The organism is Flavobacterium procerum, from assembly GCF_042431625.1.
In the GTDB taxonomy this organism is placed as follows: domain Bacteria; phylum Bacteroidota; class Bacteroidia; order Flavobacteriales; family Flavobacteriaceae; genus Flavobacterium; species Flavobacterium procerum.
The window spans coordinates 1-16,658 of the sequence record NZ_JBHLYW010000012.1; the positions used below are offsets into that span (position 1 = coordinate 1).

The following is a 16,658-nucleotide window of genomic DNA, read 5'->3' on the forward strand; positions in this document are numbered from 1 at the left end:
TTTAACTAAAGATTTACCGCCTTTAGAAAATGCTGTCAACACAACTTGGTCTTGCGAGTAAGTTGTTGGCAATACAATTACGTTAGCGCCATTTTCTAAAGTATATCCTTTTGCAGCAGCAATTCCTGGTACTTCAAATGTTTTTTTGACTGCGGCAGGTTTTAATTCTTTTGCAATCAAAGGTTCATTATTTGCCTTTTTTGTATAAGGTTCTAAAGTCTTGTTTTCGACTTTTTTCATCACTCCAACTACAGCTTCTTTTGTAGGGAAATTTGCTTTGTCTTCATCAGAACCTGTTACCAAAACCACTTGATTCGTTGGCTTCTGAATGGTTTTGATATAAGCATTTATTTCCTCTAAAGTGATGCTTTTGATAATGCCTACGATTAATTTATAATCGTCTTCGGCAGAAAGAAACGGTTTTGCTTTCAAGAAATAATTCGTCAGTTTATCTGCCCAGCTGTCATTGTCCACTTTGTCTTTATTGCTGATAAAATCATCGTATGAACTGATAAAAAGCTTTTTAGTTCTATCCAATTCAGTTTGTGCAATTCCAAAACGTTTTAAACGTTCCGCTTCTGTATAAGCATCTTCAAAAGCTTCCAGAGTTTTTCCTTTTTTGGCTGCAGCTGAAATATTGAATGAAGTATTTAATCTTGAAATGGGCTGAAAAAAAGTTCCAAGATTTAAGGCTGAACTTTGATTTTTTAGAATTAACTCTTTAAAACGATTGTTTAGAATACTGGTATAAAAAGAATTCATTACGTTTTTACGGCTCAAAATGCTGTCTTTTACCAAAGGTTCATCTAAGACATACTGCAGCGTAATATTGGTTGACGAAGCTTCTTTATCAGATGCTGTTCCAAAATACAATTCATCATGTTTTGGAATTTCAAAATAGGTGCGAGGCGCTACTTTTTTAGCTAAAGGAATTCCAGAAAATATAGTTTTTACTTTCTGTTCCATTGCTTTTACATCAATATCTCCCACAATAATTACGGCTTGTAAATCGGGTCTGTACCATTTTTTGTAATAGTTTCTCAATTCAGGATATTTGAAGTTATTGATGATATTTAAATCTCCAATAACATCTCTTTTGCTGTATTTTGAACCTTTGTACAAAACAGGATCAGTCTGCATTTTTAAACGAAAATCACTTGTACGGCGTGTTCTCCATTCTTCGCGGATAACGCCTCTTTCAGCATCGATTTCTTCATTGGTCAAAGAAAGAGAACCCGACCAGTCGTGCAAAACCCAAAGCGTAGAATCGATTAATTTTTCATTCGTAACCGGAACAGTACTGATGTTGTAAACCGTTTCGTCATGAGCCGTATAAGCATTGATGTCTTTTCCGAAACTTACGCCATTTTTTTCCAGCATTTTAATGATGCCTTTTCCTTTAAAATGTTCCGTTCCGTTAAACGCCATATGTTCCAGAAAATGGGCCAATCCGTTTTGATTGTCATCTTCTAAAATAGCTCCGACATTCTGGACAAAGTAAAAACTAGCTCTGTCTTTCGGTTCTTCGTTATGCAGAATGTAATACGTCAGACCGTTTTTTAATTTTCCGGTCGTAACGTCTTTATGCAGCGGAATTGTGGTTTTAAACTGCGAAAATGCGCCTTGAAAAGACAAGGACATAATCGCAATAATGATATTTTTTTTAGTATTCATTTTTTTTTGAATTTTATCTTCTATTTCTTCTAATAAGTATAAAAGCACCGCCCAATATGATCAATAAAGGAAAGATTCCAATAAACAAGATTTTATCGATGAAAACCTGATTTGACGTAATCGTGATTTTATTGTCGGTTTTTTGAGGACGAGTAGTATCAATTGGAAATTGAGAATTGCTAAACCAGCTGAAGATATCAGTTACAAATTGAAACGTTCCAGATCCGCCACGGCTTAATTCGGCATTGCCCATAAAATCGGCATCTCCGGCAACAATTATTTTTTGTGTTTTACCATTGATGTTTCTCGTTAAAGCAGTTACAAGCGGAATTTCTTTTGAAGAAGGCTGTTTCTTTAAATCTTCTGAAATAGAAGTAATTCCTGCCTGAGATTCCCAAACCGGCTGCTTATTGGTTTTTAAAAGTGGTGTCACTTTAAATCCAGCATCCTTTGTTGTTGTAACACCGCTGCTTCCTAAAAACGGAATTGGATTATTGATTTTGCTTAATTTGATTACTGTAGAATCAACATTTTTTTGAAGCTCAGTTACTAAGAAATCAGGTGAATTCGTTTCACTTTCCTGCACTAAAGTCTGTTTTGTAAATCCGATTCCTAGTTTATCTGTTATAGAAGCCAAAGCCGAATTGGTTTCTGGTTCTGCCAAAAGCATTACGTTTTTGCCTTGATCGATATATTTGCTGATACGATCAACAGCACCTTGACTTAATTGAGTTTTAGGATCTGCCAAAACAAAAATATCTGTATCAGCAGGAATATTTTGCGCATTAATATCAACCGCAGCAACCTCAAATCCTTGATTGATAAACGAGTTTCTGAATGTTATTTCGTTAAATCCAGTCTTATAATTTTTATCTCCATTTTTTTCAATGCTGCGTTCCATATTTCCAGTTGCAAATACAATTTTTACAGGATTAGAAACTAAGCGCTTTAATGAAGCGGAAATTTCTTTTTCAAAAGGTACTTTAAATAAGTCATCATACATTCTCAAGAAAGTCTTTTTTCCGTTGTATTCTACCGTTCTGACTACTCTGTTTTGTTCCGGTCCTAAATCGATAATTTTTTTGATTTCTGCTGGAGAATATAGTTTTTTAAGTTTCATATCCTGAGACTCTACCATTTTCTCGGCCAGCTGTTTGTCGTTTAATCCTGGGTTTTGGGCATATAAAGCTTCATTTGTTGAAGTATCATAATAATAAACATACTCCATTTCTATTTGAGGTAAAAAGCGGGTATATTTTGCAAAACTCGCAATATCAGAATTTTGAGAATATGGCATTGCCATATAGTAGTTGATATCTAGTAAGTTAACATAGGTAGTAATTTTAACAGGTCCTTCTATCTTGTCAACAACATCTAAACTGCTTTTGGTTAGTGTATTGTCTTTATTTCGAGTCATATCGTGATAAAAAGTAAGCGGTGCTCTTGAAGTGATATAACCAAGAGATAAGACAACAGCGATTAATACAGTATATTTTAAAACTCTTTTTGATGCAGTCTGCGCATCTCTTCCAGTCTGTAATTTGTAGATACTCAGTACTATAAAAAGACTGCTTACCAAAACAAAATAAAGAACATCTTTGCTGATGATCAATCCTTCAAGCATTTCGTTTGCACGTCCGGCAATAGAAAGGAAATAAGTTATATCTTTTACGATTTCGACATCCTGCCAAAGTTTTCCAATAAAGTTTAATCCAGCTAAAACTACCAAAGTGCTAATGGCTGCTACAACTTGATAAGAAGTCAAACACGACATAAAAAGTCCGATGGCAGCATAAGTACAAACCAATAAATACAAACCGATTAGTCCAGAAAGGGCAAACTTAAGATCTAAATTTTCGATAGAAAAATAAGCAATAGCAACTTGTAAGCCTAAAATCGCAATAAATAAAAGGCAATAAGCGGCAATAGCCAGATATTTACCTAATACAATGTCTTTAATTCTAATAGGTGAAGAAAGCAGTAATTTGATAGAACCGCTGTTGATTTCACGGCTTACTAATCCCATTGTCAAAAGCGGAACGTATAGATACAAATAGTTCTGCATTTCTGTATACAAACCGCTGAAACCAGAAAAAACAACCTGTGATAAATTGTCAAGACCTTGACCGATTTTCTGTGCTTTTTCAAATCGTTCGATCGAATTAAAGAATTTCCAGCTTGACTGGATTGAAAATATTACCAAAACAACCCAGGCAACAGGCGAGTAGAACATCGTGTTGAGTTCTGTTTTAGCAATTCTATATATTGTTTTCATTTGTTTATTTTTTTAAGAAAGAATGGCGTTTTTTGATGGCGCTTTTTTAGATAATTGAGCAAAAATTTCGTCTAGTGAAACTTTTTCAAATTGAATTTCGCGAAGTTTCCAGTTGTTGTAAACACTAACCGATACAATTTTTTCAGCAATTTCCTGTGTGCCGTCGAACGTAATCTGGACTTTTTTTGGAGTCAGGTAAACTGCATCTGTAACCTCAGAAATTTCTTTGAATGCCTCCACAGCAGGTGGATTTTCAAAGCTAGCCGTTAATTTATCAGCTTCGATATAATTATTGAAAGCGTCCAGCGTATCAGAAAAAACCATGTGTCCGTTTTCAATCATTCTGATATCCTGACAAGTTGCCTGAACTTCAGAAAGAATGTGTGAAGAAAAGATTACGGCTTTGTCTAGTGCTATTTTCTTAATTAAATTTCGAACTTCTAGAATCTGATTTGGATCCAATCCGTTTGTTGGTTCGTCTAAAACCACCAATTTTGGTTCGTGGATAATTGCCTGTGCAATACCCACACGCTGTCTGTAACCTCCAGATAAGTTTTTGATCAATCGGTGGCTGAAATGCGAAATACCGCATTTTTCTTTTGCTTTTTCTACAGCGTTTCTTAGATTTTCTTTTGGGACTAATCTTAGTTGTGCGCAATGAATCAAGTATTCATCAACAGTTAAATCTAAATGTAAAGGCGGTGTCTGAGGCAAAAAACCAATTAGTTTTTTAGCCTCGACTGGGTTTTCTTTTAAGTTAATTCCATCAATAAAAATGTTTCCTTTGGTTTGGTTTAAAACGCCGCAAAGAATATTCATTGTAGTAGATTTTCCAGCTCCATTAGATCCTAAAAGGCCTAAAATTCGATTTGTTTTAATTTCAAAACTAATATTTTGTATTGCCCAATCCTTACTGTATTGATGCGACAAGTCCTCAACTCTTACAATTGTTGTTTCCATAGTGTTTTTTAAAATCGCAGGAATGAATGTGTAAAACTCATTCCTGCGTTATTTTTAGTATTTAGTATCCTGAATTTTGTTTTAAGAAAGGATTGGAACGAATAGCTGTCTCTGGAATTGGATACAGAGCATCTGTAGCGGTCCAGATTTTACCATTTAGGGCAGAAAGTGTTTCGTTAATTTTGCCAGTTCTTTTAAGATCAAGCCATCTGTGGCCGTTTTCGGCAAAAAATTCACGCTGTCTTTCAAGAGCAATTAATTCTAATAATTGATTAGAATCTGTCAGAGTAGTGTTGCCTAATAAAGCTCTGTTTCTGATTACATTAATATCTTGCTGAGCACCAGTAATATTATTGGATTGCACTCTAGCTTCTGCTCTTATTAAATATAACTCAGCCAATCTCAGTACTGTTGAGCGTTCGACAGGAGAGTCAGTAAATCTGTTTTTATATTTAGTTGGGGCTACACCAGCAAGACTACCTTGGGTACTTGTGACATTTCTGGTCCAGTTTATTTTTCGAGCATCATCTGCTTCAAACAATGAATTTCCATTTCTTAGCAAATAAGTTGGTGTATTTGCATTTACAAAAACAGAAGATCCTTCATAAGTATAATTTACATTAAAATAAGGAATTTGTAAAATAGCTTCACTGTTATCTGAGATAAAAGGACTGTTTGTTGAAGATAATCCAGTAATCATGTTATAGGTTCCGGTTTGGTTGATTACGAAAGTTGCATGGTTAGCAGCTTCATTCCATCTTCCTAAATAAAGATTTACTCTAGCTAATAGAGCTTCAGATGCGGCTTTTGTTGCTCTGATTCTCTCATTATCATAATTGGAATAATTTGTCGGAAGATCTTGTGTGGCTTCAGTCAAATCTTTAAGAATCTGTGCATAAACAACGTCTTGAGAAGATTGTGGCAATAATGCTGATACATCTATATTTGTAGTGAGGACTAAAGGAACATCTCCCCAAAGATTAGTCAGGTAAAAAAAGCAATATGCTCTTAAGAATTTTGCTTCAGCAATCCACTGCTTTGTTTTGGCAGGCGTAAGTGTAGTACTTTTTGTAATTCCTTCTATAACGTTGTTGGCGTTATAGATTGTTTTGTACAATTCTGTCCACATGCTGCTCATTGAGCCATCAGTTTCGATAAGCTCGTTAGTAGTGTACTGATTTGTAAGACCGCTTCTTAATATTAATTCGTCTGAAGTCTGTCCAAGAACGCTGTGTATTTGATTGTAGTAGAAACCCGTCACCATACTTTGATAAATTCCATTTACGGCAGCCTCTGTTGTGGCATCAGAAGAATAAACAGTTTCTGAAGACAATTGGTTGCTTGGAAGATCCACTTCAAGAGCACTATCACAGCCAGTAAGTCCCAGTATAAAAAAAGAAAATACTGCAATATATTTAGTAGAAATATTTTTCATGATTTTTTAGATTTAAAATGTAAACTGAGTTCCAAGAGTTATCGTGCGCAATGGAGGCAATGCCAGTCCTTGTGTTTCTGGATCAAGTCCTTTGTATTTGGTAAAAGTCACCAAATTTTGTCCCTGAAGCGAAAGTCGGATACCCTGTAAATACTTCTTTGTACCTTCATCTAAAGGAATTTGGTACGAAGCACTTACGTTTTTAAGTCTTATAAAAGACGCGTCTGTAATTACAGCATTTGATCCTAGATAATTAAAATAACTGTTTTGGTAACCAGAACTCAAAGTATTTCCTTGTGCTAAATAAGCATTGTATTCGTCGACCTGAAAATTAGCAGTTCCATAAGGATAACCTGGCTGGGATCCTGTAGCGGCCATCAAAGTAGTAGCATCTTGTTTTACAAACTGGAACAAAAAGTCAAGTGTAAAAGCTTTGTAACTTATTGTATTAGATAAACCTCCATAATATTGCGGATAGGCTGGGCCATAATATTTTCTGTCTCCTCTTCCGGTTTCTGCAAATCCATTAGAAATTCTGCCATCTCCGTTTGCATCTTCAAATTGAGCAACCCCATTTGCATCAACACCTGTAAAAGTATGTAGAAAACGGCTGTTCAACGGTTTTCCAACAATGTATTGAGAGTAGTAGCTGGTAAATTCTATACCCGGAAATGAAACCAATTTATTAGAGTTGAACGAAATATTAAAAGAACTTGACCAAGTAAAGTTTTTAGTGCGAACGTTAGCTGTGCCTAAAGTAAACTCCCATCCTTTGTTTTCAACTTCGGCTGGTAAATTTGATGTGTAAGTTGTAAATCCTGCCTGTGGGCTTAGTGTGTATCCAACCAATTGATTGCTAGAAGTGTTTCTATAATAAGCGGTAGTAAATGAAATGCGGTCATTGTTAAAGCTTAAATCTAAAGCAGCTTCAAATTTGCGTGTCACTCCCCATTTGATATTTGGATTTGCTATTCTAGATGCCATCATAGAAGGATTTCCGTTTCCGTAAGTACGTGTTTCAAAAGTATCGGCATATTGATATTCTCCAATTCCATCACTTCCGATTTCACCATAACTTGAACGGATTTTCCCAAAACTAAGTGCAGGAATATTTTTCATGAAATTTTCTTGAGAAAAAACCCATGCACCTCCAATAGAACCAAAATTTCCAAAACGATTGTTGGCTCCAAAACGAGAAGAACCGTCTCGTCTAAAATTGAGGTTCAAAATATATTTATTAGCAATGTTATAGTTAACCCTGCTAAAAAGGGAAATATACTTGTATTCTGTTGAACCATTGTTTACAGAATAATTTTCTGCAGTTGAGATATTACCGATTAAATTATCCGAACTATATCCGCTTGAATAAACATATGCAGGCATTTCTGATTTTCTGTTCTGCCAAGAACCTCCAACAAGAGCTGTAAGGTTTCCTTTCCATAATGCTGTGCTGTAATTAAGCTGAGGCTCAACAGTAAAATTATTAGTATTATTAGTTGATGTGCTGTAAGATCTTGAAAAGTTAGATTCAAATCCGTTTGCTTCATCATATACATGATTGCTGGCAGATGAAGGCATAAATTGCTTGGTCTGCATTTGCGCTCTTCCGTAGCCTAAATCTGTTTTAAAAGAAAAACCTTTTGCAATTTCATACTGAAGGCTGATACTCGTAATTAAATTAAGCCCTTTATCATCAACCCTTTTTCCTAAAGCAGCAAGAGGATTTATATCACTAAAATAATCTGGAGACCAATAATAACTTCCGTCAGCATTATATAACGGACGGTTAGGAGCCGTGGTTATAGCATAGGTAGTAATATCAAAAAAGGGAAGTCTATTATTATCAGTCGCAAAAATAACCGAAGCACCTATTTTCAATTTGTTATCTAGAGTACTGTGATTAATATTGAAGTTAGTAGAGAATTTATCATAGCTGAAATCTCCTGGAACAACAGTGGTTTCTTTATGATAAGCACCACTTAAAAGGAAATTTGTCGTGTCATTTCCGCCTTTTAATGAAGCAGAGTAATTATTGAAGTTGGCAGTACCTCCAATTAATTTTTTCTGCCAGTTGGTGTAATCATTAGGATTCCAATCAACTAGGGCAATACCATTACTGAAATTAGAAGCCGTATCGCCATTATTATCCAATGCGGTCTGCAACATGTTAAGATAGGCTGGAGTATCTAATGTCTTGATCATATGTGCTACTTCAGAAACTCCAGAATTTGTGGTAATCGTAAATTCTGTTTTTCCAGATTTTCCTTTTTTTGTTGTGATAAGCACAACACCATTTGCACCTCTTGAACCGTAAATAGCGGTTGCATCGGCATCTTTTAGAATTTCAATACTCTCAATATCATTTGGATTAATGATATTTAATGGACTTGTAGATTTTTGCGCCCCTCTGATTACATTGTCATCCTGTGTCTGCTGTTTAATATCATCACCAATGTACGGAACACCGTCTACAATATAAAGTGGCAAATTGCTGCCATCGATAAAGTTTCTCCCTCGAATACTTATATTCATATCACTTCCTGCATAACCAGAAGTCTGTGTTACATAAACACCGGGAGTTCTTCCCTGAAGGGTTTGTAAAATATTTGTTATTGGTTGTTTTTCAATATCTTCAGCTGTAATTTTAACTACTGATCCTGTTGAAGTTCTTCGGGTTGTGGTTCCATATCCGATAACTACAATCTCGTCAAGTTTAGCTAAGTCAGGTTGCATTTTAATCGTAATTGAAGTTTGGTCCTCAACGGTAACTTCTTGTGTTTTATATCCCAAATACGATACTTTTAAAACGTGTTTTCCTTTTGGCAGTTCGATAAAAAACTGTCCATCAAAATCAGAAATCCCTTGTTTGTTGCCTCCTACAAGTGCAACAGAAACACCTGGAAGGGGCTGTCCGTTTTCATCAAGTACTTTTCCAGTTAGCATATAGTTTACATCTTTATCACTATTAGCTTTTCCTGTGTTTGTATCGGTTTTAGCATTCTCTTTTTTATAAATCACAACATTTTTATCCACCTGTTTATAGACCAAATTTGTACCTTGAAAAACAGTGTTCAAAATATCACTAACAGTTCTGCGTCCGCGCTGCGTAGTTACTTTTGGAAAATCTTTTATAATCTGCGGCTGATAGGCAAATAGTAATCCGGTTCTGCTTTCTATAGTTTTAAACAGCGTTTTAATATCCTGATTATGAAGTTCAATGTCAACAGATATAGACTCTAAATTCTGACCACTCATTTCGGTAGCGAAAATCATGTGAGTGCCGCAGGTCAGTAAGAAAATGTGGAATAAACTGATTCGCATAATCATAATGGTTTTTTTTGACAAGTGAAAAAAAGACGAATTCTTTTCACTGTCAAACTTGGTTGTTTTACAGCGTAATTTCATAAATTTGCATGTTTTTTAATGGTTACTGGATTAATTGTTAAAAATCTGAGCCATCTGGTGTAGGAGCTGGATGGCTTTTTTAATTTTGGTTTTGGTTAATTGGTTCTTGTTTTTAAGGTTAATATTTATTTTCTAAGCTTTCTAAGTAGGAGGTTAGTCGGCTTTTCTCTTCTCTATATTCTATTTTTCTCTATTCTCTACTCGCAACCTTTTCCGTCTAAAATAACGTTGCCAGCTTTATTGTAACGATACTCTGTTTCTATAACACTGCTGATTACTTTCAGCACATGATCTAAATCTTCTTCGTTTAAGAAACTGGCAGTAATTCGGCAATTCTTAATTTTCTCATTCGAGATTAAAATCTGCACTTTATATTTTTGAGCTATTAAAGAAGCAGCTTCAGCCATATTTAAATCATCCAAAATCAGGTAATTGCTTTTCCATTCGGTCACAACGGCTGCGCTGACATTATTCTGCTCAAAATTCATAGTGTTTTTATTTACTTTAATCTGCTGATTTGGAGTAATCACACCATATACTTTTTCTACATCTCCAACCTGAACTTTACCACGTGCAACTGTAACTTCTATATCGTCTGAAGAGTTTTTTGCATTAATATTAAAAGCAGTTCCTAAAACTCGGGTCTGAATTTTACCAGTATGTACGATAAAAGGTTTTTCAGGATTGTGTTTAATATCAAAAAAAGCTTCTCCTGTTAATGTTACTTCACGAGTTTTAGAGTCAAAAGAATTCTGATCGTATTTTAGCGTACTGTTATCGTTTAAGAGAACTGTACTGCCGTCAGGAAGGCGAACCAATTGCTTGCCACTAAAATCAATCTGGGTGTTTTGCGCTACAACAGCTGGTGTTTCAGGTGCAATGGTTGTAACCGTTTTTTGTTTAAAGAATAGTGAATTTCCCAAGGCAACTAGCAAAGCAATACTTGCTGCGACAGCAAGAGATTGTAAAACCACTTTTCTTCTTCTATTCGGATTTAAATCAACTACTTTAGGTTCGTTTTCTGGTTTAGATAAAATGTAATTCAAGATATCGTCACTCTGTTTTTTGTCCATTACATCTGTAACGTAATCACTCTTCAGCATTTCATGAATTTTTTCCTTAAGAAAATCATCATGCTCGCCCTGCTGAATAATTTCCATCATCTGATGCTGTTCCGCATCAGATAAATTGTTCTGCAGATAGCCTTCAAATAACTCTTCGAATTTTTTTTGCTGCATTTGTCTCGTTAATTAAATTAGTACTTATTAGTAAATGATAGTTTGGAGTTTTTTTTGCCCTTATTATTTTAGGGATAAGAACAGATTAATTATGTCCCTTTTATATAAAGACCATTTAAAAAAGGGGAGGGAGTAGTCGAAAATGAAAAAAATGTAAAAAAAATGTAAAAAAATGTAATACCGAGCTTTTTTGAAAGAAAAAACTTTAATTTAAAGTTTTAAAAGCAGAAGGATGGACATGAACATATTCATGTACGGAGAAATTTTTAGACGTATAAACTTTAAAGCCTGAGCCATATGTTTTTTTACAGTCTCTGTAGAAATCCCTAGATCTTCACCAATTTTTTGATGACTAAGCCCGTCTCTTTTAGCCATATAATAGACCTTTTGCTGTTGAGGTGGCAACTGTTCTACGATTTGATTCAAAATAGTATTGTATTGCTCGTCTTTGATATTACTGTCAGTATCAATGATTCCAGCATCTTTTTTCTTAATTTCAGCTATCAGATTCGTTTCTCGAGCAGTTTTTTTAATTGAATTAAAAAGATGATTACGAGAAATTATATAGAGATAATTCTCAAAATGAGTTACTTCCACTAAGTTTTCTCGATTCTGCCATATTTTCAAAAAAATATCCTGAACAGCTTCTTCCGCTTGAATTTTAGATTTTGTGATTCGTAATGCGGTAGAATAAACACTATTTTTATATCGATTGTACATATTGGTAAATGCAAGCTCACTTCCTTGAGATAATTCAAGAAGAAGTTGTTTTTCGTCTATATTCGAATTCTGAGCCATGTTTTTGGTGACAATCAATTCAGCAATATTATTTATTTTTTTTGAATTGAAGATTATTTATCGATAACAAGCCTATAAAAATGTTATTTTACCATTTTGTCATTAAAATAATAAATAATTGTAAAAATAAGTGATAATCTTTTGCATAAGATTCAATGGAGTAAAATTATGATATTTGATATATTGTAGGTTAAGTCTTGTTTTAATTGGAAATTGAACAGAATGCAATTGAAATTTCACTCTTTTTTGAAGTATATTTATAAATAATATAGATTTGTTTTTTTATGAGCTCCTTTTTTTTATATCAGAAAATTATTTGATTTTCTAATTGGATTCCTTGTTGTTAGTTTTAAAGAAGTTAATATTGAATTTTAAAGCCTATCGTATTTTAAAATTCAATATTTTTTTGCATTTCTATCTTATAAAGCGCATTATAAAATAGAAATGGTTTTAAATAAGATTCTAGGATTCCACATTAAAATTGTTTTTAAATTCTTTTAGAAAAAAGAAATACTCTCTAATCAATTTTATTGATTTTAATGGACTGAACTTTAAATCTTAGCTACCATCATAAAACTCAAAAAGCAGAAGAGACGACCTACAGGTCGTCTCTTTCTACTATTTTAAAAATATAAAATTTTATTTGTCAGTTAATTATGTTGCGATATCGCAAAAAAAACAATCTGAAACACTAGTTACTAAACTTGTTTGTAGTCACTATGCCAAACAGCCTCTTCAGGTCCGTCACCTTTGTGTCCGTCCAATTGAATAACGAAACTTTTTGCAGGGAAATATGGTGTGATGTGAATGTCTAATAAGATTCTGTCTTTTTGAGTTTTATCTTGTTCGATTTTCATAACAGTAAACTTTTCAATAAGATTAGTTGGACCTTTAATTCCGTCTAAAAACTTAATGATTTGACTTCTTAAATCGGCTTCTGTTCTAGTAGTCCAGTTTTCGAAAGCTCTTCTGTTTAAGAAATCAAAAAGTACTTTAGTGATGTGGTCAAATACACGCACAACAGAATAAGTCTGTAAACCTAAGTTATCTCCGTTAAATAATGTTTTGGCAGAGAAAGCCATAATTTTACTGTACTCATTAACCATTGGTACAAGTCCCATCTTTTCAAGTTCAGAAATTTCGCTTTTCTTCAAATCAAAACGAACGCTTTCTACTTCATTTAAACCTCCAAACTTTTTACCTGCAACAACCTGAGACATCAAAGTTTTGTAGATTTTACCTGCCAAAGATGTTGATGGCGGTACATATAAGTTATCTTCTTCACCTACTTCGTCGTATTTGCTTCTTCCTAACAAGTAGTTACAAGTCATAATAGTGTTTGATTTGTGAACATCTCCACCAGTATGATTAGCATTAAAGAAGATGTCGATAACGTCGTCTGGAGTTTCAAGATCTTGAAAATCAGTTAATAAAACTGCTTTGTTTTCGTGCGCTATTTTAGACCATTTATCAAGAACGGCGTTTGAACCTAAATATCCTGGCACTGAAAGTATAGAGTAGTTTTTTCTCAAATCTAATCGGTCAAAATTCTGTTTTAATTCATTTGCAACATAATCAAAAAAGAAAGTGTTGTCCAAATCTTTCAATTGAGAAATGTCTGCATTTAAAATGGTAACATTTTTAATTTTATCGCTTTCAGTGTTTTTATAGAATAGAGCCACACTTCTATAAGAAGTTTCTAGTTCTCTAGTAACATTTAGAGCGTATTTTAAATTCTTGTTTAATGTAGCATCTGCAGAAGCGGCTTTTGCATTTGCAACTTCAATCATCGATTCTACAGAATTATTGTCTTTTAACAAATCAAGCCATAAGTCTAGTTTGTTTGTTAGAGTAGTTCTTTCATTTTCCCATTGAGCATCGTTTAGAAAAATGTTTTTTCTTGCTTTTCTAGTAGGGTTTAAGTTTGATAATCCGTCGATTACGTTTTCTAAGAAGGCGAAACCACCATATTCGTTTAGTAGGTTGATTTTACTGCTTGGAGAATCTTGCAGCAATTGTTCATTAGAAGAAACTTGACTTTTTTGTTCTTTAGTTTGGGTAGCCATAATTGTTATTTGGTGTTGTTGATTTCGTTCTTAGCATTTTCTAGTAATTCGATAATTGCTTCTTTAACCGCTGGGTCTTGAATCGCTTTTATTAAGCCTCTGTTGCTTGAAAGTTGGCGAACGATTTTATAAGCTTGTTCTTTTTCTGTGTGTAGTTTATTCAAAAACGGACTATTTTCTTTGATTGATTTTGCCCCAAAATCTCCTAAATTTTTAAAAGTCATAGATTCGTCCAAGTCAGAACCTTCTTCTGTTGTAAATTCAAAATCTACACTCGGTTTAAATTTTTCAAAGACCGATTCGACAGTTTGAAGGTCATATACTGCCTCAGGAGCCACTGGTTGCTCATTTGTAAGTTTTTGAATTAGTAATGTTCTGTTTGAAGGAATTTCTAAAATTGACTCACTTGCATCAACTTTAACTTCATTTCCCCCAATACCATAATTAAACATGCTCATAATTATATTATATTTTAAGTTAATTGTGTAAAATTAATAAAAAAAAACTTCAAAAATAAATTGATTTGTAGGTAATTTATTTGGATTTTTGTGCATATTATGTAGAATTAGAGAAATCTCGTATTTTGTCAAAAAAAAGCAATTTATCATAAATTAATATGAAATATCTTAAATACCCTGTAAATTTTAAATCTTTACTGAAAGGATCACAAGAAAATTTTTGTAAGATTGACGAATCTATAGCTTATAATATTATGATGATAATTACTACTGCCTTTGGAGAAATCCCAGAGTCTCCGCGATACGGAACTATCATTTGGGATTTAGAATTTAACCAACATATAAAGAAAAGAGATTGGGAAGATTTAGTCAGGAAATCATTATATGAATCAATTTTTGAGTTTGAAAAAAGATTAATTCTAAGTAATGTCATAATCTCTTTGGATGAAATTGATGACAGTGAATTAAGTTCGAGCATTAGAAGAAAAGTAAGCATAACCGTAAAAGGGTCTATAATAGAAAGCCAAATACCATTTAATTTTCAAACAAAATTGAATATTTCCCCAATATCACAATAAAAAAATATATGCAGGACGTTAAGTTTATTGAAATAAAAAATAGAATTCAAAGAAAGTGTTTAGAAATTTGGGGAATTGAAGATATAAAAATGGCCGATCCTTTGGTCATGATGTTATTGGAAGTCTTTGTAAATGAATTTTATTATTTACATAATGAAGGAGTCGAATCTGATAACAAAATTATTGAAAGAATCTCTCAGGAGATTGTACCAAGTCAATGGAATCTTCCAATGCCTGCGCATGCCCTGGCAAGTACAGCTGCAGTAAATGGTGTTGTTTTGCTCGAAGATGACATTGAGTTTGTAGTAAAGCCAAGTAATACCAGTGCGGTTAATTATGATCTTTATTTTACTCCTTTTACAAATGAGAATATTATTGAAGGCGAAATTTGTTATCAGATGTATAACTCGTTTTTGATTGATTCTTCAAAAAACACGGCGCTTCTTCCGGCTGAAAATAAAGTAAAAGATCATAGTATATGGGTAGGATTGGATATTTCTAAAGAAAATTTAGAAAAATTGAATTCTCTTAAATTTACCTTTATAACTGATAACTCAGCTTTAGACGGATTTTTAAAATTTGTTACCGTAAAAGATACTGCCGGAAATATTCTTGACGTAGAAAATGAAACTTTTGAGGAAGTTCAAGATAACAAACATTACACGGAAAGCATAAAATCATTTTACCAAAATTTTATTTATAAAGTAAAACTTAATACAGATGTTTTAGTTTATGAGTCTGTTTTAGATCGCTTTAATATAAATAAAGACGCAATAAAAAACAGTAAGAAAGAATCAAAATTGATTTGGCTGGAGTTTACTTTTCCAGAAATCTTTTCCAAAGAAGAATTGGATAAAGTTCAGATAAAAATCAACACTTTTCCGATTGTAAACAGAAAACTTAACAATAAAGTTCATAATGTTCAGGTTGAAGGGCGTCTCTTTCCGATGATGGCAGAAAAAAACACTCATTTTATCGATGTTAAGAGAATTTTTAATGAAAGGAACACTGAATTTACTAACGGTATAAAACAACCAAATCTTCTTTCTTCCAATACATTCACTCTTTTTTACGGCGGATTAGAAAATTATGATTCTCGAAATGCAAAGTTTTTTCTAAAAAAATTAGTTCGCGCACTTCGAGAAGATGTTAGTGCCTTCTCAAACATAAATGTAGATTATATTGATGCTACAATGTCTAGAATTAATGAAGAAATCAATCTGATTGAGAATAAAATCAATTCTGGTTATAGTCAGGTAAATGACGAAGAAGAAGTTTATGCATTAATTCATGAGACCGAAAAATCTAAAATTCTCTACTGCTCTTATTGGACTTCTAACGGGCAGGCTGCTAATAATCTAAAAAAGGGAACTATTTTAAAACAGACTATTCTATCAGAATTGGTTCAAGATTCGACTGTTTTCGAAACGCAATCATTTGGCGGTATTTATAGAAATAACAAGGTAGAAAAACTAATTAATCTTAGATATGGTTTTCTGTCGAAAGAGCGATTGGTTACCAAGCAAGATATTAAAGCTGCAGTACATTATCATTTGAGAGATATTACAAAAGATGTAATCATAACAGACGGAGTAGGAATTAGTACACAGAGAAAAGAAGGCGTATTTAGAACTATCGATGTAAAGGTTATTTTGCAAGAAAAGTACTTTTTAGAAATCGAGAACAAACAGAGAATTGTGCTGTTTTTAAAGGAAACTTTAGAGAAAAAATCAGTTATGAATATTCCATTTCAAATAACAATCAACTAAAT

11 protein-coding genes are annotated in these 16,658 nt (G+C 33.4%); 2 read left to right on the forward strand and 9 right to left on the reverse strand.

The annotated features are described in order from the left end of the window. The 9 genes from ACFFLS_RS18640 to ACFFLS_RS18680 all read right to left on the reverse strand — a co-directional run. Positions 1-1,674: M16 family metallopeptidase (locus ACFFLS_RS18640; RefSeq protein ID WP_379689578.1), on the reverse strand; the 1,674-nt coding region annotated here is incomplete at its 3' end. A 13-nt stretch (positions 1,675-1,687) separates the two neighbouring features. Beyond that, complete coding sequence (locus ACFFLS_RS18645; protein WP_379682449.1) at positions 1,688-3,949, reverse strand: Gldg family protein; 2,262 nt, start codon at positions 3,947-3,949, stop codon at positions 1,688-1,690. Positions 3,950-3,961: 12 nt separating this feature from the next. Beyond that, complete coding sequence (locus tag ACFFLS_RS18650) at positions 3,962-4,909, reverse strand: ABC transporter ATP-binding protein (protein WP_379682448.1); 948 nt, start codon at positions 4,907-4,909, stop codon at positions 3,962-3,964. A 61-nt stretch (positions 4,910-4,970) separates the two neighbouring features. After that, positions 4,971-6,344, reverse strand: coding sequence for a RagB/SusD family nutrient uptake outer membrane protein (locus tag ACFFLS_RS18655; protein WP_379682447.1), 1,374 nt, complete (start codon positions 6,342-6,344; stop codon positions 4,971-4,973). A 12-nt stretch (positions 6,345-6,356) separates the two neighbouring features. Further along, a complete protein-coding gene (locus tag ACFFLS_RS18660) occupies positions 6,357-9,671 on the reverse strand; it encodes a SusC/RagA family TonB-linked outer membrane protein (protein ID WP_379682446.1) in 3,315 nt (1,104 codons plus the stop codon). A gap of 275 nt (positions 9,672-9,946) precedes the next feature. Beyond that, a complete protein-coding gene (locus ACFFLS_RS18665; RefSeq protein WP_379682445.1) occupies positions 9,947-10,987 on the reverse strand; it encodes a FecR family protein in 1,041 nt (346 codons plus the stop codon). 210 nt (positions 10,988-11,197) lie between these two features. Next, entirely contained in the window at positions 11,198-11,785 is a 588-nt protein-coding gene (locus ACFFLS_RS18670) for an RNA polymerase sigma factor (RefSeq protein ID WP_379682444.1), read from the reverse strand. 698 nt (positions 11,786-12,483) lie between these two features. Continuing rightward, positions 12,484-13,851: a DUF5458 family protein gene (locus ACFFLS_RS18675; RefSeq protein WP_379682443.1), complete on the reverse strand. Its 1,368-nt coding sequence runs from the start codon at positions 13,849-13,851 to the stop codon at positions 12,484-12,486. Positions 13,852-13,856: 5 nt separating this feature from the next. Further along, positions 13,857-14,309, reverse strand: coding sequence for a type VI secretion system contractile sheath small subunit (locus ACFFLS_RS18680; protein WP_379682442.1), 453 nt, complete (start codon positions 14,307-14,309; stop codon positions 13,857-13,859). A 158-nt stretch (positions 14,310-14,467) separates the two neighbouring features. Here ACFFLS_RS18680 and ACFFLS_RS18685 point away from each other — a divergent pair, with 158 nt between their 5' ends. Both ACFFLS_RS18685 and ACFFLS_RS18690 read left to right on the forward strand, forming a co-directional pair. Next, a complete protein-coding gene (locus tag ACFFLS_RS18685) occupies positions 14,468-14,887 on the forward strand; it encodes a GPW/gp25 family protein (RefSeq protein WP_379682441.1) in 420 nt (139 codons plus the stop codon). A gap of 8 nt (positions 14,888-14,895) precedes the next feature. Next, complete coding sequence (locus tag ACFFLS_RS18690) at positions 14,896-16,656, forward strand: hypothetical protein (protein WP_379682440.1); 1,761 nt, start codon at positions 14,896-14,898, stop codon at positions 16,654-16,656. Positions 16,657-16,658 lie beyond the last annotated feature (2 nt).

Bases quoted from the DNA above. Each gene is read 5' to 3' on its own strand.
- ACFFLS_RS18645 (WP_379682449.1), bottom strand. From the start codon at position 3,949: ATGAAAACAATATATAGAATTGCTAAAACAGAACTCAACACGATGTTC.
- ACFFLS_RS18650 (WP_379682448.1), bottom strand. From the start codon at position 4,909: ATGGAAACAACAATTGTAAGAGTTGAGGACTTGTCGCATCAATACAGT.
- ACFFLS_RS18655 (WP_379682447.1), bottom strand. From the start codon at position 6,344: ATGAAAAATATTTCTACTAAATATATTGCAGTATTTTCTTTTTTTATA.
- ACFFLS_RS18660 (WP_379682446.1), bottom strand. From the start codon at position 9,671: ATGATTATGCGAATCAGTTTATTCCACATTTTCTTACTGACCTGCGGC.
- ACFFLS_RS18665 (WP_379682445.1), bottom strand. From the start codon at position 10,987: ATGCAGCAAAAAAAATTCGAAGAGTTATTTGAAGGCTATCTGCAGAAC.
- ACFFLS_RS18670 (WP_379682444.1), bottom strand. From the start codon at position 11,785: ATGGCTCAGAATTCGAATATAGACGAAAAACAACTTCTTCTTGAATTA.
- ACFFLS_RS18675 (WP_379682443.1), bottom strand. From the start codon at position 13,851: ATGGCTACCCAAACTAAAGAACAAAAAAGTCAAGTTTCTTCTAATGAA.
- ACFFLS_RS18680 (WP_379682442.1), bottom strand. From the start codon at position 14,309: ATGAGCATGTTTAATTATGGTATTGGGGGAAATGAAGTTAAAGTTGAT.
- ACFFLS_RS18685 (WP_379682441.1), top strand. From the start codon at position 14,468: ATGAAATATCTTAAATACCCTGTAAATTTTAAATCTTTACTGAAAGGA.
- ACFFLS_RS18690 (WP_379682440.1), top strand. From the start codon at position 14,896: ATGCAGGACGTTAAGTTTATTGAAATAAAAAATAGAATTCAAAGAAAG.